The 21,372-nt window shown below is 64.7% G+C and carries 19 protein-coding genes; 12 read left to right on the forward strand and 7 right to left on the reverse strand.

Translation table 11 applies throughout. The features are described 5' to 3' along the window. Positions 1-10: 10 nt before the first annotated feature. On the forward strand, positions 11-523 hold the full coding sequence (locus tag ACPPVR_RS39685) for a PaaI family thioesterase (RefSeq protein ID WP_426611910.1): 513 nt from the start codon (positions 11-13) through the stop codon (positions 521-523). 139 nt (positions 524-662) lie between these two features. Then, positions 663-1,085, forward strand: coding sequence for an organic hydroperoxide resistance protein (locus ACPPVR_RS39690; RefSeq protein WP_426611911.1), 423 nt, complete (start codon positions 663-665; stop codon positions 1,083-1,085). An 18-nt stretch (positions 1,086-1,103) separates the two neighbouring features. Here ACPPVR_RS39690 and ACPPVR_RS39695 read toward each other — a convergent pair whose 3' ends face one another. Then, the gene (locus ACPPVR_RS39695; RefSeq protein WP_426611912.1) at positions 1,104-2,027 is read right to left on the reverse strand and encodes a LysR family transcriptional regulator; all 924 of its coding nucleotides are present in this window, start codon (positions 2,025-2,027) and stop codon (positions 1,104-1,106) included. A gap of 143 nt (positions 2,028-2,170) precedes the next feature. On the opposite strand from ACPPVR_RS39695, the gene ACPPVR_RS39700 reads away from it, so the two are divergent. From ACPPVR_RS39700 to ACPPVR_RS39710, 3 genes are read left to right on the forward strand one after another with little or no spacing between them, the layout of a single operon-like run. Beyond that, positions 2,171-2,755: an FMN-dependent NADH-azoreductase gene (locus tag ACPPVR_RS39700; RefSeq protein ID WP_426611913.1), complete on the forward strand. Its 585-nt coding sequence runs from the start codon at positions 2,171-2,173 to the stop codon at positions 2,753-2,755. Positions 2,756-2,782: 27 nt separating this feature from the next. Continuing rightward, positions 2,783-3,730: an alpha/beta fold hydrolase gene (locus ACPPVR_RS39705; RefSeq protein WP_426611914.1), complete on the forward strand. Its 948-nt coding sequence runs from the start codon at positions 2,783-2,785 to the stop codon at positions 3,728-3,730. A 42-nt stretch (positions 3,731-3,772) separates the two neighbouring features. Next, positions 3,773-4,639, forward strand: coding sequence for an alpha/beta hydrolase (locus tag ACPPVR_RS39710; protein ID WP_426611915.1), 867 nt, complete (start codon positions 3,773-3,775; stop codon positions 4,637-4,639). A gap of 53 nt (positions 4,640-4,692) precedes the next feature. Here ACPPVR_RS39710 and ACPPVR_RS39715 read toward each other — a convergent pair whose 3' ends face one another. Further along, a complete protein-coding gene (locus tag ACPPVR_RS39715; RefSeq protein ID WP_426611916.1) occupies positions 4,693-4,974 on the reverse strand; it encodes a hypothetical protein in 282 nt (93 codons plus the stop codon). 110 nt (positions 4,975-5,084) lie between these two features. Further along, on the reverse strand, positions 5,085-5,426 hold the full coding sequence (locus ACPPVR_RS39720) for a hypothetical protein (protein WP_426611917.1): 342 nt from the start codon (positions 5,424-5,426) through the stop codon (positions 5,085-5,087). A 121-nt stretch (positions 5,427-5,547) separates the two neighbouring features. On the opposite strand from ACPPVR_RS39720, the gene ACPPVR_RS39725 reads away from it, so the two are divergent. From ACPPVR_RS39725 to ACPPVR_RS39750, 6 genes are all read left to right on the forward strand, one after another. Continuing rightward, entirely contained in the window at positions 5,548-5,868 is a 321-nt protein-coding gene (locus ACPPVR_RS39725) for a hypothetical protein (RefSeq protein WP_426611918.1), read from the forward strand. A 213-nt stretch (positions 5,869-6,081) separates the two neighbouring features. Continuing rightward, entirely contained in the window at positions 6,082-6,807 is a 726-nt protein-coding gene (locus ACPPVR_RS39730) for an outer membrane protein (protein ID WP_426611919.1), read from the forward strand. Between the two features lie 165 nt (positions 6,808-6,972). Continuing rightward, on the forward strand, positions 6,973-9,114 hold the full coding sequence (locus ACPPVR_RS39735) for a methyl-accepting chemotaxis protein (protein WP_426611920.1): 2,142 nt from the start codon (positions 6,973-6,975) through the stop codon (positions 9,112-9,114). A 95-nt stretch (positions 9,115-9,209) separates the two neighbouring features. Beyond that, positions 9,210-10,271, forward strand: a complete 1,062-nt coding sequence (locus tag ACPPVR_RS39740) for an MBL fold metallo-hydrolase (protein WP_426611921.1) — start codon at positions 9,210-9,212, stop codon at positions 10,269-10,271. Positions 10,272-10,481: 210 nt separating this feature from the next. Then, a complete protein-coding gene (gene hemA / locus ACPPVR_RS39745; protein WP_426611922.1) occupies positions 10,482-11,711 on the forward strand; it encodes a 5-aminolevulinate synthase in 1,230 nt (409 codons plus the stop codon). Between the two features lie 156 nt (positions 11,712-11,867). Continuing rightward, positions 11,868-15,377, forward strand: coding sequence for a PAS domain-containing hybrid sensor histidine kinase/response regulator (locus ACPPVR_RS39750; protein WP_426611923.1), 3,510 nt, complete (start codon positions 11,868-11,870; stop codon positions 15,375-15,377). 7 nt (positions 15,378-15,384) lie between these two features. Here ACPPVR_RS39750 and ACPPVR_RS39755 read toward each other — a convergent pair whose 3' ends face one another. The 4 genes from ACPPVR_RS39755 to ACPPVR_RS39770 form a co-directional block, all read right to left on the reverse strand. Continuing rightward, positions 15,385-16,209, reverse strand: a complete 825-nt coding sequence (locus ACPPVR_RS39755; RefSeq protein WP_426616281.1) for an SDR family NAD(P)-dependent oxidoreductase — start codon at positions 16,207-16,209, stop codon at positions 15,385-15,387. Between the two features lie 15 nt (positions 16,210-16,224). After that, complete coding sequence (locus tag ACPPVR_RS39760) at positions 16,225-16,779, reverse strand: cytochrome P460 family protein (RefSeq protein ID WP_426611924.1); 555 nt, start codon at positions 16,777-16,779, stop codon at positions 16,225-16,227. A 71-nt stretch (positions 16,780-16,850) separates the two neighbouring features. Next, a complete protein-coding gene (locus ACPPVR_RS39765) occupies positions 16,851-17,882 on the reverse strand; it encodes an alpha/beta fold hydrolase (protein WP_426611925.1) in 1,032 nt (343 codons plus the stop codon). A 34-nt stretch (positions 17,883-17,916) separates the two neighbouring features. Beyond that, the gene (locus ACPPVR_RS39770; protein WP_426611926.1) at positions 17,917-18,336 is read right to left on the reverse strand and encodes an organic hydroperoxide resistance protein; all 420 of its coding nucleotides are present in this window, start codon (positions 18,334-18,336) and stop codon (positions 17,917-17,919) included. A gap of 196 nt (positions 18,337-18,532) precedes the next feature. Here ACPPVR_RS39770 and ACPPVR_RS39775 point away from each other — a divergent pair, with 196 nt between their 5' ends. Continuing rightward, positions 18,533-21,367 carry an ATP-binding protein gene (locus ACPPVR_RS39775; protein WP_426611927.1) on the forward strand — a complete coding sequence of 945 codons (2,835 nt, stop codon included), beginning with the start codon at positions 18,533-18,535 and terminating at the stop codon, positions 21,365-21,367. Positions 21,368-21,372 lie beyond the last annotated feature (5 nt).

Below are 21,372 nucleotides of genomic sequence, written 5' to 3' on the forward strand. Positions count from 1 at the left end.
GGGTTGAGCGATGGCTGACGAGAAATCCGGCAAGCAGGCTGTTGAATACGGCGTTGTGCCCGTCGAGGTGATGGCATCGATGACCGGCCTCGATTTCGTCCGCGCCATCTTCGCGAGGCAATTGCCCGAGCCGCCGATCATGCAGACGGTCGAGCCGTTCGACTGCACGGCCGAGCCCGGAATTGTCGTGATCCACAGCGTGCCGGGCACGCGTCATTACAACCCGATCGGTTCGGTGCATGGCGGCTATGCCGCGATCCTGCTGGATTCAGCGATGGGGCTTGCGGTGCAGAGCACCCTTCCCGCGGGGACCGGCTACACGACGCTGGAATTCAAGATTTCGTTCGTGCGCGGCATGAGCGAGGCGAGCGGCGTGATCCGCACTGAGGGCCGCCTACTCAACGCCGGCCGCCGCGTCGCCACCGCCGAAGCGCGCATCACCGACGCAAAAGGCCGGCTACTGGCGCATGCGACGACGACGTGCCTTGTGTTCGGGATTGCGGCGGGCAGCGCGGAAGGCTGACGTTGCACTACTTCGCCAGCGCGCGTTGAATTATCTCGATATCGTCACCAGTCTTGTGGCAATCAGGGTCTAATCCCAACGATCTTGCTCCCTTAGTGATGACATGACCCGGTAGCAGTGCCAGCCATGGAGCATCCCGATGAACATCGTCTACGAGACCCAGGCGACCGCGATAGGCGGCCGAGGAGGAGCTGCGGCGAGCGAGGATGGCGCGCTGCGCGTGCGGCTCGCCATGCCCGAAGCGCTCGGCGGCCGCGGTGGTGAGGGTACCAATCCAGAGCAACTGTTCGCGGCCGGATATGCCGCGTGTTTCCTGTCCGCGATCAAATCGGTCGCCACACAAGAAAACATCACCATTACCGACGACGCCAATGTCACCGCGACGGTTGGGCTCGGCGTGCGTGATGGGGAACCGGGCTTCGGATTGGAGATCGCGCTCGGCGTCGACTTGCCCGGCGTCGACCGTGCCACGGCCGAACGGTTCGTCGTGGCGGCACAGCAAGCCTGCCCGTATTCGAACGCGACCCGCGGCAATGTCGACGTTCGCGTGAGGATTGCCTGAACCAAAATCCCGTGCGGCTCAGGTCTCGATGCCCTGGGCCCAGGGTTGGGCTGCGAAATGCGCGCGCAGGAAATCGATCAGCACCCTGACCCGCGCCGGCCGGGCCCGGCCGGGCGGCGTCACGACATGAACGGCTGCGGGCGTGACCGGCCAATCCTTCAACACCTCCTCCAGCCGCCCGTCGTGCAATTCCTGCACGACATAGGCTTCCGGCAGCGCGGTAATGCCGAGTCCTGCCACCAGCGCCGGCACGGCGGCGACGCCGTTGTTGACGTGGAAGGGACCGTCGACATGGACGCTGACCTCGCCATGCGTCGGGTGGTGGAAATTCCAGATCTCCGCCCCGACAATGTGAGTGAACACCAACGCTGGAAAACGCGTGAGATCGGTCGGGTGCTCCGGCCGGCCATGCTTCTCGAAATAAGCGGGTGACGCGACGACCGGCACCCGGAAGGCGAACAACTTGCTGATCCGCAGCGACGAGTCCGGTTCGGGGCCTACCCGCAGGACCAGATCGACGCCTTCGCCGACGAGGTCGATCCGGCGGTCGGTGATCTCCAAATCGATCTCGATCTCCGGATGGGTCTTGACGAATTCCGGCAACAGCGGCGCCAACTGCGCCACGCCGAAGGCGGTGGTGGACGCGAGCCGGATCAGGCCGCGCGGGATCGCGGCCTCCTCCAGGATTTCAGCTTCGACGGCCGCGCCGTCGGCCAGGATACGCGCGGCACGCTCCAGCGACTGACGGCCGCTCTCGGTCAATGACAGCGAACGCGTGGTCCGGTGCAGCAGCGTCGTCCGCATCCGCTCCTCGAGCCGGGTCACCGCCTTCGAGACCGTCGTCTTGGCAAGCCCAAGCTCCTGCGCGGCCTCGCTGAAAGAGCCACGCTCGGCGACTTTGGCAAAGATCGCCCAGGCCTCGAAATCCGGCATATGCGGCATTGAATTCATCCCCTTGTCGGCCGGGAAATACACCAGCCGGTCATTGCGCTCAAATCGGCAACAATGATGTGCCGCGGCGGCGGATAATCACACACCTTGCCCAGGGGTATCCAGACGTTGCCACCGAACAAGGAGCAACGGTCATGAACATCCTGCAAATCGATTCCAGCATTCTCGGAACCAATTCCATCACCCGCCCGTTGTCGGCCCTGGCCGTCGCCAAGCTGACCGCGGCGCATCCGGGCGCCCATGTCGAACATCGCGACCTCGGCGAAGACCCGATCGGCCATCTGACCGGCGCCGAATTTGCCGCGCGTGGCACGACTGCCGATCCCGTGCTCGCACAATTCAAGGCCGCCGACACCATCGTGATCGGATCGCCAATGTACAACTGGACGATCTCCAGCCAACTCAAGGCCTGGATCGATCGGATTGCGGTTGCGGGCGAGACTTTCGCCTACTCGCCGCAGGGGCCGAAGGGACTGGCCGGCGGCAAGCAGGTGATCGTGATCACCGGCCGCGGAAGCTCGATGCTGGATGACCGCTACGCAGGCTTCGACCATCAGGAGCCTTATCTGCGCACCCTCTTCCGCTTTCTCGGTATCGACGATGTGACCTTCATCCACGCCCAGGGCGTGTCGCTGGCAGCCGATGCGCGCCCCGCCATCATCGCGCAGGCCGAAGCCGAGATCGCAAGGCTGATCCCCGCTCTGCCTCTCGCCGCCTGAACCACCCGATCATCAAGGAGAAGTCCAATGTCTTCGCGTTCCATCAGACCCGTTTGGGTGCGTCGTATCGCCGCCTTCCTGTCGGCAGTGAGCCTGCTCGCCGCGACACCCGTGATGGCTGAAATCAAGCCGTGGCCGGCAACCTTCCGTAGCGAGCAAATCCCCGTCAGCGACGGCACGCAATACGTTCGGATCGGTGGATCTGGTCCGGCCGTCGTGCTGCTCCACGGCTTCGGCGACACCGGTGACATGTGGGAGCCGCTCGCCGAAATCCTGATGAGGGATCATACTGTGGTCATTCCCGACCTCCGAGGCATGGGCCTGTCGTCCCACCCCGAAGGCGGTTATCGCAAGGTCGAACAAGGCCGCGATCTCGCGGGCATTCTCGACAAGCTCGGCATCAAGGACGTCGCGCTCGTCACCCACGATATCGGCAACATGGTCGGCTACGCCTTCGCCGCGCAGTATCCGTCGCGAACGACGAAGTGGGTCGCAATGGACGCCCCGCTGCCTGGGCTCGGACATTGGGACGACCAGCTGAAGAATCCCAAAGTCTGGCACTTCAACTTCCGCGGGCCCGACGTCGAACGCCTGGTCGCAGGCCGCGAGCGCATTCTGCTCGATCGCTTCTACAACGAACTCTCGGCGAACCCCGCGGGCATCGATGAACAGACGCGCGAGCATTATGCGGCGCTCTACGCCCAACCGCTCGCGATCCATGACGCCTTCAGCGGCCAGTTCGCGGCCTTCGCGGAGGACGCCGTAGACAACCAGAAGCTCGTCGTAAATGGCAAGTTGACCATGCCGGTTCTTGCCATCGGCGGCGACCACTCCTACGGCGCGCAATTGGCGATCGAGATCGGAGCTGCAGCGAGCAACGTCCGCTCCGGAGTCGTCAAGGATTCCGGCCACTGGATCATGGAAGAGCAGCCCGATCAGGCGATCGCGCTCATCACGTCCTTCCTGGCGCAATAGCTGGTCATCGACCTCAGACATTCAAAATCAAGGAGCAAGACAATGCAACTCGCGAAACAGATGGAATCATATCCTGCGACTTCCGAACAAACCTTCGAGGGCGTCGGCGGCCTTACCATCTTCACGCGGTCGTGGCGGCCGGCCGGACAGCCACGCGGCGTTGTCGTGATCGCGCCTGGCTTCAATTCGCACAGCGGCCAGTATGGCTGGGTCGCCGAGCAATTTGTGGCGGCAGGACTCGCGGTCTACGCGCTGGATCATCGGGGCCGCGGCAAATCGGGCGGCGAGCGGTTTCACGTCGAGCACTTTGCCGACTATGTCGACGATCTCACGACCTTCATCAGCCGTGTCAAATTTCGCGAACCACGACTTCCGGTCTTCCTGCTCGGCCATAGCGCCGGCGGCGTGATCTCGTCACTCTACGCGATCGCACACCAACCCGAGCTCGCGGGGCTGATTTCGGAGAGCTTTGCGTTCGAACTGCCGGCGCCCGGCTTCGCCCTGGCCGTGCTCAAAGGCGTCGGCCGGCTGGCACCACACCTCCGCGTGCTCAAGCTGAAGAACGAGGATTTTTCGCGCGATCCTGAAATCGTCGAATCCATGAATGTCGATCCGCTGATCGCTGGCGAGAGCCAGACCGCGAGAACCGTCGCTGAGCTTATCCGTGCCGACGAGACGCTCAAAATGGAATTTCCGCGCATCACATTGCCGCTGCTGATCCTGCACGGCACGGCGGACAAAGCGGCGAAGCCGAGCGGCAGCCAGTTCTTCCACGATACCGCCGGCTCGAAGGACAAGACGCTCAGGTCATACGATGGTGCGTTCCACGATCCGCTCAACGATATCGACCGGGCGAACGTGCTCGCCGACATCGTAAACTGGATTGATGCGCATCTGGCCGCAGGCTAGACCGAGAATATCCGAACATTGAGCGGGCGGCTGCAGCAGTCGTCCACTTTATCTCACCGCGGGTTGGTATTGCGCCAGGTCGGGACCGCATTGGTCACGCCCACCGACGGCCAATTATACGTTCCGATCGATGGCGCCGTGACCGTCCCGATCGACTGGCCCGACGATCCATACGATCGGGGCTGCGTCGCTGTCACTCCGGAGCTTACGTACCCTGGGGCCAGCACGCTCGTGGCATAGTGCCTGCTGGATCTGTGCTTCTTCGCATCGGCCGCGAGAGGCACTACCGCCAGTCCGACCGCAATGAGCGCGGCAAGGGCGAACCTGATTGTCATGGCCGATCCTTTCCTAGATACGGGCCGTTCGTTGATCGAACGGCTTCCCAAGGAGCCAAAATTACAACGCCGTGTGCGCGGAGATGTGCCGGAACAACGGCGCCGCGGCATCACCGCCGCTTCGGGCGGCACGCCTTGCGGCCGTGGCGCTCCTTCACGGTCGCGACTGAATGCATCAACTCCTTGAAGGCGGCAATTGCCTGGTCATCCGCGAGCACATTTCCGGGATGTGCTTCCAGATGCTCGATCACGGCGAGGAGAGCATCCGCGATCTGGCCGATCTGCTTGCCGTAGCCGGCGACATCCGACAGCACGTCCTTCTCGACATCCGGCGCCGAGGATTGCCCGACCGTGATGTTGACGAGGCCGAACTGGCCGCCGGTGGGACTGAAGAACGACGGATAGATCGACTGGACGACATCCCCCGACAAAGGCAGCCTGAACACGGGCATGCGATTTCCCCTCGCTGAAGCTCGACCGGCGCGGAAACATTACCACGAACACGCTTGCCTTCGGATGGACCCGAATCAGCGCTAGTGCAGTCACCTGAACGAAATCGCGTATTGAGGTGACATGACGGGCCCCGAACTGAAGCAATTGCGCGCCGACCTGTCCGAGGTGCTCGGCCGGGAGCTCACGGTTGCCGACATGGCAAAACTGTGCGGCCTGCCGGCGCCGACGGGCGCGGTCACGGTCAGGCGCTGGGAGGTGAGCGGCCCGACCGTGGAGGCGACCAAGGTGCTGCGCGTGCTCGCGATGGCAAGCGAGCGCTATCCGATCCTGGAGAAGTTCGACATCTTCGATCGGCACGACGTGCGCGTGGAAGACCGGCCCGCAAAGCGCGCGGCATTCCGCCAGCAGATGCGCGACGAAGCGCGGCGGCGTCTTGGTTAATGAAAGGCGCGCGAAGGCTCCAGCATTAAGCCTTCCTTCATCACTTTTTAAGCCGGCATTAAGCACGAAAACCATTTGCAGCCCAATAAGTTAGGTTGGGTGCCGCTGTGCCATGCATGTGACAGCATTTTCATCAAAAGCGAGCTATCTGCAAAACCAACGACGGCGCGGAAAGCGCGCCAGCCGGGGACCTGAGTGTTGGAGTTCAAGACGATGAAGAAGATTCTGTTTGCGACCGTGGCGCTGCTCGTGGTGGGCGCGGCCGCGCCGGCCGTCGGTGCCGATCTCGGCGCCCGCCCCTATTACAACAAGGCTCCGCCGGCCTATGCCGCGCCGATCTACAACTGGACCGGTTTCTACATCGGTGCGCATGTCGGCGGCGCGTTCTCCAGCGACAACAATTTCAACGGCCTCTCCACCGGCAACAACGGCAATGGCCGTTTCCTCGGCGGCCTGCAGGCCGGCGCGGACTGGCAGGTCAACCCGAACTTCGTGGTCGGCGCCGAGGCCCAGTATTCCTGGCTCTCCGGCAATGTCGGTGCGGTGTTCCCGGGCGGCGTCGCCTACACCAACGACCAGCGTGGTCTCGGCTCGATCACCGGTCGCGTCGGCTACACCTGGGGTCCTGGCCTGCTCTACGTGAAGGGCGGCTACGCCTATTCGGATAACAACGAGAAGGTGACGGTCGGCGGCGTGCCGACGGCCTTCGTCATCACTGGCGATCACCGCAACGGCTACACCGTCGGCGCCGGCCTCGAGTACATGTTCGCTCCGAGCTGGTCGGCCAAGGCCGAGTACCAGTACTACAATTTCGGCGACGCGCACTTCACCGGAGGCCCGCTGACCGGCACCGGTAACTTCACCACCGACGATCACACCATCAAGGCGGGCGTCAACTACCGCTTCAACTGGGCCAACTCGACGGTCGCGCGCTACTGATCGCGCGTCGAAATCTCTTCGCTATCAAGGGCCGGCAACTTTGCCGGCCCTTTCTTTTTTCGCTCTGCGGAACTAGCCAACCAATTGTGCAACTTGCGATTTTTTAACCCGCCCCAAGCATACTCCGCGGCGAAAACAAGAGATTGCGGGTGTGGGGGAATTTCGATGGCGATCCGTCTGAGCCTTGGTCGTTTCAAGACTCGTTTCAAAATGCCGAAAATGGGCCTGCGTGGCAGCCTGTTTGCGGCCTTCGCCGTGATCGCGGGCATGGGCCTGGTGATCGCAGCCGGCGCCGGCTTCGTGTTCAACCATCTGGGTTCGACCATGATGGATCTGAGCGGCCGCGACATTCCACGCCTGTCCGCAAGCCTTCAGCTCGCCTCGCAGAGCGCAACGCTCGCGGCGCAGGGCCCGGGCCTGCTGGCATCGCCGTCCGACGAGGCGCTGAAGGAGCGCACCAAGAAGGTGCAGGAGATCCAGCAGCTCGCGATGGCCAAGCTCGGCGAGATCATCGAGCTCGGCGCCGATCAGCAGACCGCGACCGCGCTGCGCGACACCGTCAAGAGCATCGACGAGGCGACGCAGAGCCTGGTATCGGCCGCACGCGAACGGCTCGACACCGGCGCGCTGCACGACAAGCAGTATGAGGCGCTGCGCAAGGCGCAGCTCGCCTTCGTCGGCGCCGCCGGCCCTGCGATGCTGGATGCGCAGACGCGCCTGAACGCGATCCTCGGCGCCGCCGATCTCTCCGCGGACGATGCCACCGAAGCCGCCCGCACCGTCGCCCAGATCTCGACCGTCTCCGCCAACGGCAATCTGATGGCCGCCGACATGATGGCGGCGCTCTCCGCCAACAACAGCGACACGCTGGAGGTGATCGAAAAGGAATTCAAGACAACCCGCGACCGCGTCAAGTCGAACCTCGAGGACCTCTCGAACATTCCCTCGATGCAGGCGGTGCGCGACGCCGTGCAGAAACTGTTCGCCTTCGGCGAGGGCAAGACCGGCGTCTTCAAGATCCGCGAGAAGGAGCTCGACTCCATCGACTACGGCCAGACCATTTTGGACGAAACCCGCAAGCTCAATGTCGGTCTCGGCATCAGCGTGCAGCAGCTGGTCGACGGCGTGCAGAAGGAGACCAACGCCTCGACCTTCCAGGCGCGCCAGGAGATTTCGCTCGCCACCACCGCCATGCTGGCGCTGGGCGCGCTGACGCTGGTCGGCTCGGCCCTGTTCGTCTGGCTCTATGTCGGCCGCAATATCCTGCGCCGCATCCGCGAGCTCCAGCGCGCGATGCAGCTGCTCTCGGCCGGCGATCTCGACACCGAGATCGTCCGCTCCCGGCAGAATGACGAGATCGGCGCGATGAAGGAGACGCTGACAGTGTTCCGCGACAGCATGATCGAGGCCCGGGCGCTTACCAGCGAGCAGGACAAGGATCGTGTCCTCAAGGCCGAGCGCGCCGCGCAGATGGAAGCGAAGATCGCCGAGTTCGAGGGTACGGTGCGTTCCGCGCTCGACAATCTCGCGCAATCGGCCAATTCGATGCAGTCGACCGCGCAGAGCATGTCGACGACAGCCGATCAGTCCAACGCGCTGGTGAACGCGGTGGCCTCGGCCGCGGAAGAGACATCGGTCAACGTGCAGACCGTGTCGTCCGGCACCGAGCAGCTCTCGTCCTCGATCGAGGAGATCAGCAAGCAGGTCGTCACCTCGGCGGCGATCGCCAAGAAGGCGGTCGAAGAAGCAGGTGCCACCGACGCCACGGTGCAGAGCCTTGCCGACAGCGCCAGCCGCATCAGCGTCGTCGTCGACCTGATCCAGACCATTGCGTCGCAGACCAATCTGCTCGCGCTCAACGCCACCATCGAGGCAGCGCGTGCGGGCGAAGCCGGCCGCGGCTTTGCCGTGGTCGCCTCCGAGGTAAAGAGCCTCGCCAGCCAGACCGCGAAAGCGACGGAAGAGATCCGCACCCAGATCGCCAGCATGCAGCAGGTCACGACCTCGGCCGTCGGCGCCATCCAGGGCATCGGCCGGATCATCGGCGAGATCGACAACGTCACCACGACGATCGCGGCTGCGGTCGAGGAACAGGGCGCGGCCACCCGCGAGATCGCGCGCAACATCCAGCATGCGGCCGGCGGCACCAGCGAGGTCTCCAGCAACATCGTCGGCGTCTCCACGGCGTCCGCCGAGGCCGGCGCTGCGGCCAGCGAAGTGCTCGGCGCCTCGGATGCGCTCCGCCGCGAGGCCGACATGCTGCGCGGGGAGATCGACGCGTTCCTCAACAATATGCGGGCGGCGTAAAGCGCCGTTCCGTCACCCGGAATGACCGCTATGCGGGCCACGCCAGCGTCCTTTTTCGGCTGGCGCGGCGCGCCCCGTGGGTTTAAGCCGGAAGCATGAATTCAAAAAGCGACACCGCGCAGTCCTCGGCCGAGGCCTTGCGCTACCCTTGGGAGCAGCATCCCGGCCCCGACGAGGTCGTGGAGGTGCGGCCCGGCGTGTTGTGGGTGCGGCTGAAGCTGCCGTTCCGCCTCAACCACGTGAACATCTATCTGCTCGCCGACGGCGACGGCTATGCGATGGTCGATGCCGGCTTCGGCAACGAGGAGACCATCGAGGCCTGGACGAAGTTGTTCGACGGCCCGCTGAAGGGCGTCAACATTACCCGCCTGATCGTGACGCATTCGCATCCCGATCATGTCGGGCTCGCCGGCTGGATCATCGAGCGGTTCAACTGCCCGCTGGTGATGTCGCAGGTCGAATATCTGCAATCGGTCTATCACCAGAACCGCGGCACCGAGGAGCGGCGCAATGCGCAGCGGTTGTTCTTCCGCCGCCACGGCATGGACGAATCGCTCACCGAAAAGCTGCTCGGCCGCGGCCAGGATTATCTGAAGCAGGTATCGGTGCTGCCGCCGTCCTACCGCCGCATCTCGCATGGCGACGAGGTCGTGATCGGCACGCGCCGCTTCAAGGTGATCACCGGCGGCGGGCATGCGCTCGACCAGGTGATGCTGTATTGCGCCGACGACAAGCTGTTCCTGTCCGCCGACCAGGTGCTGAGCAAGATCTCGCCCAATGTCAGCGTGTGGGCGGTCGAGCCCGACCAGAACTCGCTCGGCGAATACCTGGCGTCGCTTGCAAGCCTCACCACCACGCTGCCCTATGATTTGCTGGTGCTGCCCGGCCACGGCGTGCCGTTCTACGGACTGAAGACCCGCATCAAGCAGCTCGCCGATCACCACGAGGAACGCTGCCGCCTGATCGCCGAAGCCTGCCGCGAAGTGCCGCAGACCTCGCGCGCCCTGGTGCCAGTGGTGTTCAACAAGCACGTGCTGGACGAACATCAGATGGGCTTTGCCGCCGGCGAGCTTGTCGCGCACGTCAACTACATGATCGTCGAGGGCCGTCTGACAGCCGAGCCGAAGGACGGCGTGCTCCAGTTCAGGACGACGTGAACGCAAAGGCCGGTGAGACGGCACTCCGGCGCATGGTGCAGGGCAACATTGCACCTCGCGTGAACTTGATCCGGATCAAGTTTCAAATCGCACGATAGGGCATTTTGCCCAAATGCCCCTCATGCCCAAATGTGGGATAGCGCATAGACATTAGAGCTGGAAAAGCTCTAAAAAGATGCGGCCCCTTGGTTCCGTTGCAGGTTTTTGTCGATGGATTACAGCCAGTTCTTTAGTTCCGCCCTCGATCGTCTCCACACCGAGCGGCGCTATCGCGTGTTCGCCGACCTCGAGCGCATCGCCGGCCGGTTTCCGCATGCGCTCTGGCATTCGCCCAAGGGCAAGCGCGACGTCGTGATCTGGTGCTCCAACGATTATCTCGGCATGGGCCAGCACCCGAAAGTGGTCGGCGCCATGGTCGAGACCGCAACGCGCGTCGGCACCGGCGCCGGCGGCACCCGCAACATCGCCGGCACGCACCATCCGCTGGTGCAGCTCGAGGCCGAGCTCGCCGACCTCCACGGCAAGGAAGCCTCGCTGCTGTTTACCTCGGGCTATGTCTCGAACCAGACCGGCATCGCGACCATCGCCAAGCTGATCCCGAACTGCCTGATCCTGTCGGACGAGCTCAACCACAATTCGATGATCGAGGGCATCCGCCAGTCCGGCTGCGAGCGGCTCGTGTTCCGTCACAACGACCTCGCCGATCTCGAAGAGCTGCTGAAAGCCGCCGGTCCGAACCGGCCAAAACTGATCGCTTGCGAGAGCCTCTATTCCATGGACGGCGACGTCGCTCCGCTCGCAAAAATCTGCGATCTCGCCGAGAAGTACGGCGCGATGACCTATGTCGACGAAGTCCATGCGGTCGGCATGTACGGCCCGCGCGGCGGCGGCATCGCCGAGCGTGACGGCGTGATGCATCGCATCGACATTCTCGAAGGCACGCTGGCGAAGGCGTTCGGCTGCCTCGGCGGCTACATCGCCGCCAACGGCCAGATCATCGATGCCGTGCGCTCTTACGCGCCGGGCTTCATCTTCACCACCGCACTGCCGCCGGCGATCTGCTCGGCCGCGACGGCTGCGATCAAGCACCTGAAGACCTCGAGCTGGGAGCGCGAGCGCCATCAGGACCGCGCCGCCCGCGTCAAGGCGATCCTCAATGCCGCCGGTCTGCCGGTGATGTCGAGCGACACCCACATCGTGCCGCTGTTCATCGGCGATGCCGAGAAGTGCAAGCAGGCTTCGGACCTGCTGCTCGAGGATCACGGCATCTACATCCAGCCGATCAACTATCCGACGGTCGCCAAGGGCACCGAACGCCTGCGTATCACGCCCTCGCCCTATCACGACGACGGCCTGATCGATCAGCTCGCCGAAGCGCTGCTGCAAGTGTGGGACCGCCTCGGCCTGCCACTCCGCGAGAAGTCGCTGGCGGCGGAGTAATCGTCTCTTTTCGCCTCGCCCCGCGGCTTAACGACAACCCCAGTTCCTGCCCCCACGCGGCATTTCCCTGTCGCTTGCCGCCCTCCAACGCGCTAGATTTGCTGGGAAAATGAGGTCGGACGCGGGGCTGCCGCGTCCAGGGAGAGCGCGCTCGCCATGCTGCACGATTGGGGCGTGATCGCTGCCGCCTTCGGCTATATCGGCTTCCTGTTCCTGGTGGCGAGCCATGGCGACCGCCGCTCGCCGGCCGGGCGTGGTCGCGCGTCCGGGCTGATCTATCCGCTGTCGATGGCGATCTACTGCACCTCCTGGACCTTCTTCGGCTCGGTCGGCTTCGCCACCCGCACCTCGACCGACTTCCTCGCGATCTATGTCGGCCCGATCCTGATGATCGGGCTCGGCGCCGGCGTCCTGCGCCGCGTGATCCAGCTCGCGAAAGCAAACAACATCACCTCGATCGCCGACTTCATCGGCGCGCGCTATGGCAAGAGCCAGGCGGTGGCCGCAACCGTGGCGCTGATCGCGATCATCGGCTCGGTGCCCTACATCGCGCTGCAGCTCAAGGCAGTCGCCTCCTCACTCGAAGTCATCCTGAGCGAGGACCAGGCGTTTTCCCACATCCCGATCCTCGGCGACATGGCGCTGATGGTGACGCTGGCGATGGCAGCCTTCGCCGTGCTGTTCGGTACGCGGCACACCGACGCCACCGAGCACCAGCACGGCCTGATGCTGGCGGTGGCGACCGAATCCATCATCAAGCTGGTCGCCTTCCTCGCTGCCGGTATCTTCGTCACCTTCTGGATGTTCTCGCCGCACGAATTGATCGAGCGCGCCATGAAGACGCCGGAGGCAGTGCGCGCCATCAACTATTCGCCGTCGATCGGCAACTTCCTGACCATGACGCTTTTGTCGCTCTGCGCGATCATGCTGCTGCCGCGCCAGTTCCACGTCAGCGTGGTCGAGAATTCCTCGGATGCCGAGGTCGGTCGCGCCCGCTGGCTGTTTCCGCTCTATCTCGTCGTCATCAATCTGTTCGTGATCCCGATCGCGCTCGCCGGCCTGGTCAGCTTCCCATTCGGCGCCGCCGATCCCGACATGTACGTGCTGGCATTGCCGATGGAGGGCGGCGCGGACCTGCTCAGCGTCGCCGTCTTCGTCGGCGGCCTGTCGGCTGCGACCGCGATGGTGATCGTCGAATGCGTCGCGCTCTCGATCATGGTCTCGAACGATCTCGTGGTGCCGCTGGTGCTGCAGCGACGACCCGAAGGCCGCACCGGAGGCACCGATTTCGGTGACTTCCTGCTGCGCTCGCGGCGGCTTGCGATCTTCGCCATCATGGTGATGGCCTATTTCTACTATCGCGCGCTCGGCAACACCCAGCTTGCGGCGATCGGCCTGCTTTCCTTTGCCGCCATCGCGCAGCTCGCGCCAGCCTTCTTCGGCGGGTTGTTGTGGCGGCGGGCCACCGCACGCGGCGCGATCGGCGGCATGCTGGTCGGTTTCGCGGTGTGGGTCTACACGCTGTTCATGCCAAGCTTCATGGACACCTCGACCTCGGGCATCCTGTTGCTCCAGCACGGCCCCTTCGGCATCGAGGCGCTGCGGCCGCAGGCGCTGTTCGGCGCCGACCTGCCGCCGCTGATGCATGGCGTGGTCTGGTCGCTCTCGCTCAACATCCTCACCTACGTGCTGCTGTCGCTGGCGCGGCAGCCCTCTTCCATCGAGCTGGTGCAGGCCGATCTGTTCGTGCCCAACACGCTCGCCCCGATCGCCCCGAGCTTCCGCCGCTGGCGCACCACCATCACGGTGCAGGACATCCAGACCACGGTCGCGCAATATCTCGGGCCCGATCGCGCCCGGCATTCCTTCGAGGCGTTTTCGGCACGGCGTAACATGCGGCTGGAGCTCTCGGCCCCTGCCGATTTCGAGCTGTTGCAGCACGCCGAGCACCTGATCGCCTCGTCGATCGGAGCGGCGTCCTCGCGCCTCGTGATGTCGCTGTTGCTGCGCAAGCGAACGGTCTCGGCGCGAGCCGCGCTCAAACTGCTCGACGATTCCCATGCGGCGCTGCATTTCAACCGCGAGATCCTCCAGACCGCGCTCAACCATGTGCGCCAGGGCATTGCGGTGTTCGACGCCGATTTGCAACTGATCTGCTCCAACCGGCAGTTCGGCGATCTCCTCAACGTGCCGCCGCATTTCATCCAGTTCGGCACGCCGCTCCGTGAGATCCTGGAATTCATGGGCGTGAGCAATCCCGACAATCCTGTCGAGCGGGAAGCGGTGCTGGAGCGGCGGCTCGCGGCCTACACCACCGACGGCGAACCCTATCTCGAGCGCCTGCCGGAACGGCACATGGTGATCGAGATCCTGACCAACCGCATGCCCGGCGGCGGCTTCGTCATCACCTTCACCGACGTCACGCCCACCTTCGAGGCGGCCGAAGCGCTGGAGCGCGCCAATGCGACGCTGGAAAAGCGCGTGCGCGACCGCACCGAGGAATTGACCCGGCTGAATTCGGAGCTGGCGCTGGCAAAGAGCTCGGCGGAGGACGCCAGCATCTCCAAGACGCGCTTCCTCGCGGCCGCGAGCCACGACATTCTCCAGCCGCTGAACGCGGCACGGCTCTACGTCACGAGCCTGGTTGAGCGTCAGCACAGCGGCGAGGAGACGCGGCTGGTCGAGAACATCGACGAGTCTCTCCAGGCGATCGAGGAAATCCTCGGCGCGCTGCTCGACATCTCAAGACTCGATGCCGGCGCGATGACGACTTCGATCTCCAGCTTCAAGATGGCCGATCTAATGCGTTCGCTGGAGATCGAGTTCGCCCCGATCGCGCGCGCCAAGAACCTCGAGCTCGCCTTCGTGCCCTGCTCGCTGCCGGTCGAGTCGGACCGGCTGCTGCTGCGACGGCTGTTGCAGAACCTGATCTCCAACGCGATCAAATACACTCCGCGCGGACGCGTGCTGGTCGGCTGCCGCCGCCAAGGCGCCTCGCTCAAGATCTGCGTCTACGACACCGGCGTCGGTATACCGCTGGCCAAGCGCGGTGAAATTTTCAAGGAATTCCACCGCCTCGAGCAGGGCGCGCGGATCGCGCGCGGTCTGGGGCTGGGACTGTCGATCGTCGAGCGGCTGGCGCGCGTGCTCAACCACGGTATCGCCATCGACGCCAATACGAGCCGCGGCTCGTTGTTCTCCGTGACCGTGCCGACAGCGAAGGCCGTGACGCTGACCGCGGCGGTGACCAGCGCGACGCCGCTGGCGCGCACGTCGATCTCCGGCGCGCTGATCGTCTGCATCGAGAACGACACCGCGATCCTCGACGGCATGCGAACGCTGTTGAAGGCCTGGGATGCCGAGGTGATCGCGGTTGCCGATCCTGAAGGCGCGATCGCCGCGATCGAAGCCGCCGACAAGCGCGTCACCGGCCTGCTGGTCGACTACCACCTCGACCGCGGCAACGGCATCGCCGCCATCCGCGACATCCGCCGCCGCTTCGGCGACACCATCCCCGCGATCCTAATCACCGCCGACCGCAGCCCCGCCGTGCAGTCGGCTGCGCGCGATGAGAAGATCGCGGTGCTGAACAAGCCGGTGAAGCCGGCTTCGCTGCGCGCTCTGCTCGGGCAATGGCGCACCCAGCAGATGGTCGCGGCGGAGTGAGACCCGGTCAGTAGTCGGTCGAGACGCTGAGCGCGCGCCACTTCTCGAGCTCTTCGAGACGAAGCTTGTCGGTCGCCGCGATGGCATTGACGGCGTCGCTGCCGAGCGCGATCCGCAGGGGCGGGCGATCCATGTCGGCGAGCTTCAGTACGACGGCGGCCGCCTTCTCCGGGTCGCCCGGTTGGCGGCCATCGTAATCACGCTGCATCCTCACTGCAGCGCCAACGACCGCGTCGTATTCCGGGCGTCCTTCGTTCGTTTCATGCGCGGCTTGGGCAAAGCCGGTGCGGAAGCCGCCGGGCTCGACGATCGTCACGTGCACGCCGATCAGCGCCATCTCGCGCGCAAGCGACTCCGAAAACCCTTCGATGCCCCATTTCGCCGCTGAATAGGCCGCGCGTGCCGGCGCACCGATCCGTCCGCCGACGGACGAGACCTGCACGATGTGGCCACGGCGTTGCCGGCGCAGTACAGGGATCGCGGCCTTCGTGACGATGATGGTTCCGAGCAGGTTGGCGCCGATCTGTTGCCGGAATGACTCCAGGCTGGTGTCCTCGACCGATCCGAGATCGCCATAGCCCGCGTTGTTCACGACCACATCGATGCCGCCGAACGCCTCGGCAGCCAGGCCGATAGCGGCTTGCGCAGCCACCTCGTCGGTGACGTCGAGCTTTGCGAGCCGGAGCTTCCCGCCAAAGCGCTGAAGCAGCGGTTCGAGCGGCCGGAGATCCCGCGCGGTCGCAACCACCCGGTCTCCCGCTGCGAGTGCGGCTTCCGTGATGGCGCGGCCAAGGCCGCGCGAGCTGCCGCTAATGAACCAGGTCTTCAAGATAGCCTCCGCATGGTCTCAGGGCGCAAGCCGGGTGAAAACGTAGTCGTGCCCCTTCGCGCGGGCTTCGTGGCAGGCAAAGCAGGTGCGGTGCTGCGCCTCATCCACCGGCTTGCCGTTGATGAAGCGGCCAAAACCCCAGCCGCCGGTCGCGGCATATTTCTTCGAATCCTTGACCATCACCTGCACCGTTGTGGCGGCACCGGGAATCGTTGCGGATGCGAAATCAGGAGATTGCGTGCGCTTCCAGGCGCGTTTGACGAGGATGGTGCCGTCAGGGAATGGAAGCTTGCCGCCTTGATAGGCGTCGATTGAAGTCTGGTTGCCGACGACGGCGCGAAGCTCGTTCAGAGGTGCCGCCTCTTCGGCCGGCGCGATCAGCTCCCACTGCTTGTAGCCCGCGGGAATCGTGACGCCGAAGATCGGCGAGGCATCTGCCGTCGCAGGGCTTTCCGCGAGCGCGATCGAAACCAGGTACGGCACGCTCGTCAGGAGAACGACGAGAAGCAGCACGGCCAACGTGATGACCGTGGCGCTGGAGGATTTTTTCTTTTGAGATTCGATTGTCGTCATGGTGTTTCTCGAGCTGGGATCGGGGCGCTTCCTCGGTCCAGCCGCGCCGGACCGAGGTGTTCGACGAACGCTCAGGCGCCGCCGTCGGCGTCGATGACGGCCTTGGCAAAGGCCTGCGGCGCTTCCTGGGGCAGGTTGTGACCGATGCCGCCGGTGATCAGGCGATAGTCGTAGCGGCCGGAGAACCTCTTGGCGTAGGCGCTCGAGTCGGGATGCGGCGCGCCGTTGGCGTCGCCCTCCATCGTGATCGTCGGCACGCCGATGATGGGGGCTGCCGCAAGCTTCTTTTCGATTTCCTCGTACTTCGCCTCACCTTTGGCGAGCCCGAGCCGCCAGCGGTAATTGTGGATCGTGATCGCGACATGATCCTTGTTGTCGAGCGCCGCTGCACTCCGGTCGAAGGTGGCGTCGTCGAACTTCCACTGCGGCGAGGCCAGCTTCCAGATCAGTTTTGCGAAATCATGCGTATACTTCTCGTAGCCGGCACGGCCACGCTCGGTCGCGAAATAGAACTGGTACCACCATTGCAGTTCGGCCGAAGGCGGCAGTGGCGCGCTGCCCGCGGCCTGGCTGGAGATCAGATAGCCGCTGACCGACACCAGCGCGCGACAGCGCTCCGGCCACAATGCCGCAATGATATCGGCGGTGCGCGCGCCCCAATCGAAGCCTGCAACGACCGCCTTCTTGATGTCGAGCACATCCATCAGCGCGATGATGTCGACGGCCATCGCCGCCGGCTCGCCGTTGCGCGGCGTCTCGCTGGAAAGGAAATGCGTCGTGCCGTAACCGCGCAGGTGAGGGATGATGACGCGATAGCCAGCCTGCGCCAGGATCGGCGCGACGTCGACGAAGCTGTGAATGTCGTAGGGCCAGCCGTGGAGCAGGATCGCCACGGGACCGCCCGCCGGACCGACCTCCGCATAGCCGACGTTCAGGACGCCGGCATTGATCTGCTTGATCGTGCCAAAGGACGCATTCGCGGCGGAGGAGCGCGGCGCTTCCGTTTCGGCATGCGCGAGGTCGATCACGCCGAGACCTACAGCGACGGTTCCTGCGGCGACACCGAAAAACTGACGACGGTGCTGGTCGACAATCTGTTTCATCTTCGTAGGACCTTGTTGATGGGTGGTGGATTCTTCAGATCAGCTCGACGGTGACGCCGATATTGTCGCGGACGGCTTTGGAATAGGGGCAGGTCTGGTGCGCCTCGTTGATGAGAGCACGCGCGACGTCGCGGTCGAGGCCGGGCAGGCTGACATTGAGGCGCGCCCTGAGCGCATAAGCGTCCTCTTCGAGGACGAGGTCGATCTCGGCGTCGATCGCGCATCTGCTGGGCAGCGCGATCTTCCGCTTGCGGGCCGCGATCTCCATGGCGCCTTCGAAACACGCGGACCAGCCGGCCGCGAACAATTGCTCGGGATTGGTGCCGATGCCGGCGCCACCCGGCGGCGATAGCCGCACGTCGAGCCGCCCGTCGGAGCTGCGCGACATGCCGTCCTGGCGCCCGCCGGTGGTGTGGGTGCGGGCCGTGTAGAGCAGTCTTGCCGTTTGCGCCATGAAGGTCTCCTTGCCGTCGCGCAACTGACTATCAGCGGCTGCCGCCGGATACCCGTTTGGACTTGTGAGAAGTTGTGAGGCCGGCATGGAACCCGGTTATGAGGCCTGCAAACGCGGTCTGATGCCGATGCAAAGCCGGCCTTGCCGGATTGCTGGCGGCTGGCTATCCGGTTCGCCAGATGAGCAAGGTTTCGCGATGACCGAACTGGCCGGGCCCGCCGCAGCAATATTGTCGTTCGGGCCGTTCACCGTGACGCCGCATGAGAGGCTCTTGACGCGCGACGGCGTCGCGCTGCCGATGGGCGCCAAGAGCTTCGATACGCTGATCGCGCTGATGTCGCGGCCAAACGAGGTCATCAGCAAATGGGATCTGATGGGCCTGGTCTGGCCCGGCATGAGCGTCGAGGAAGCGAACCTGCGCTTTCACATCGCATCGCTGCGGAAAGCGCTCGGCGACGGCAAGGATGGCGCCCGCTACATCACGACGCTGTCAGGCCGCGGCTATTGCTTCGTGGCGCCGATCGCGCGAGCCGGCCTTCCGGCCGAGCGAAGCGCTGCGCCGCGGGCGGAATTGCCGCCCGTAAAACTACCCAACCGACTGCAACGGATGGTCGGGCGCGACGATGCGGTCGGCGCTGTGTCGGAAAAGCTCATCGCTTCGCGCTTCGTCACGATCGTGGGCCCCGGCGGCGTCGGCAAGACCGCAATTGCGGTGGCGATCGCGCACGACCTGCTCGCGACATTCGCCGGTGCCGCACATTTCGTCGACCTTGCCGCGCTCGGCGATCCCGATCTCGTGATCACCTCGCTGCTGCTGATGCTCGGCCTGCCGGTCCAGGCCGACGATCCGATGCCTGCCTTGCTGGCGCATCTGCACGACAAGAAGATGCTGCTGATCCTGGACAATTGCGAGCACGTGATTGCGGCCGCGGCGCCGCTGGCCGCAGAGATCTTTCAGGCCGCGCCGCAGGTCCATATCCTGGCCACGAGCAGGGAAGCCCTGCGCGTCGAAGGCGAGCAAGTCTACCGGCTGGCGCCGCTTGCCGTTCCACCCGACGTCCCCGCACTGACGGCTGCGGTTGCCCGGACCTATCCCGCGCTCGAACTGTTTCTCGAACGTGCGGCCGCCGGCGGCGCGCAGATCACGCTCGACGATTCCAATGCCGCCATTGCCGCGGGCATCTGCCGCAAGCTCGACGGCATGGCGCTCGCGATCGAGCTCGCCGCCGGCCGCGTCGAAGCCTACGGCCTGGAGCAGACCGCGACGCTGCTCGACGAGCGCCTCAATCTGCTCTGGCAGGGGCAGCGCACCGCGCCGCCGCGGCAGAAGACATTGCAAGCCACGCTGGACTGGAGCTACGGGCTCTTGTCCGACCTCGAACGCCTCGTGCTGCGCAGTCTTGCGGTTTTTGCCGGGCATTTCACCATCGATGCCGCGCTCGAAATCGTGCCTGACGAGCAGGTCGACCGCTCCCGGCTGTTCGATGCCATCGACAGTCTCGTCGCCAAATCGATGGTCGCGCCGCGGCCGATCGGCGCCATGATGCGCTACCGTCTCCTCGACACGACGCGCGCCTATCTGCTCGCGATCGAGGACGACAAGCCGGCACTTGCTGCCCGCCACGCCACCTACTACCGGCGGTGGCTGCAACAGGCCGGCACCAAATGGGCGACGGTGCCGAGCGCCGATGAGCGCGCCATTCATTTCTCCGCGCTCCACAATGTGCGCGCCGCGCTCGACTGGTGCTTCGGCCCGAGCGGCGATGCCGGCACCGGCGTTGCGCTGGCCGCCGCGGCGGCGCCCATTTTCCTGGCGATGTCCCTGCTCACCGAATGCCGTCGCTGGTCCGAGCGCGCGCTGCTCGCGATCGATCCTCCCTCGCGCGGCAGCGCCGAGGAAATGCACATCCAGGCCGCGCTCGGATTGACCTTGATGTTCACGCGCGGCGGCAGCGAAGCTGCGCACAGCGCCCTGACCAGGAGCCTCGCGATTGCCGATGCGCTGGGCGATGCGCCGAACCAGCTCCAGCTGCTCGGCCGGATGCATATCTTTCATGAACGGATCGGTCAGTTCGATGCTGCGCTCGGCCATGCGCAGCAGAGCGTCGCAGTCGCCGAAGCGCTGAGCGACCCCGCCTCCCTCGCACTTGCCCAATCGCTGCTCGGCGTCTCGCTGCATCTGGGCGGCGACCATCGCGGCGCGCTGAAGATGCTGGAGGCCGCCTGGCGAGGTCCGGGCACGGAGCGGATCAGCACGGTCTACGGCTTCGACCATCGCAATCGGGCCGGCATCACGCTGGCGCGGGAGCTCTGGTTACAGGGTCAGCCTTCGCAAGCACGGCAATTGGCGCAGCAGTCGGTGGCTGATGCCGCGCAGATGGATCATCCGATCACGCTCTGCATCGCACTGATCTGGGCCGTATCGATCGATCTCTGGAGCGGTGACCTCGCCGGCGCGGAAGAGAATATCGATCGTTTCATCGCTCACGCCCAGTCGCGCTCGATGGGGCCTTATCTCGCTGTCGGGAGAGGCGTCAAAGGCGAGCTTGCAATCCGGCGCGGAGACGCGGAGAGCGGCGTCGAGACGATCAGGCGCTGCCTGCAAGAACTGCACGACGCAGGCTATGAGCTGCTGACCACGACCTTCAACATCGCGTTGGTACACGGTCTTCTGGCACTCGATCGGGTCGAGCAGAGCGCGCAGGTGATCGACGATGCGATCCGGCTCGTCGCAGAGAACGGCGATCGCCTTTATATGCCCGAGCTGCTGCGCATGAAGGGCAAGGTGTTGCTTTCACTGCTCAAGTCCGACGAAGCGGAAGCCCACATCATGCAATCGCTGGAGCTGAGCCGCAGCAAGGGTGCGAAGGCCTGGGAACTACGCGCCGCGATCGATCTTGCCAAGCTCTTGGCCGAACGCGGCCAGCGCGAGGACGTGAAGCGACTGCTTCAATCGGCCCTGGAAGGCTTCGTCGAGGGTTCCGATACGGCAGATACCAGAGCCGCCAAAGCGCTCATGGAGACGCTGTAGCGAGA

This window comes from Bradyrhizobium sp. McL0616 (genome assembly GCF_049993385.1).
Taxonomy (GTDB): Bacteria; Pseudomonadota; Alphaproteobacteria; order Rhizobiales; family Xanthobacteraceae; genus Bradyrhizobium.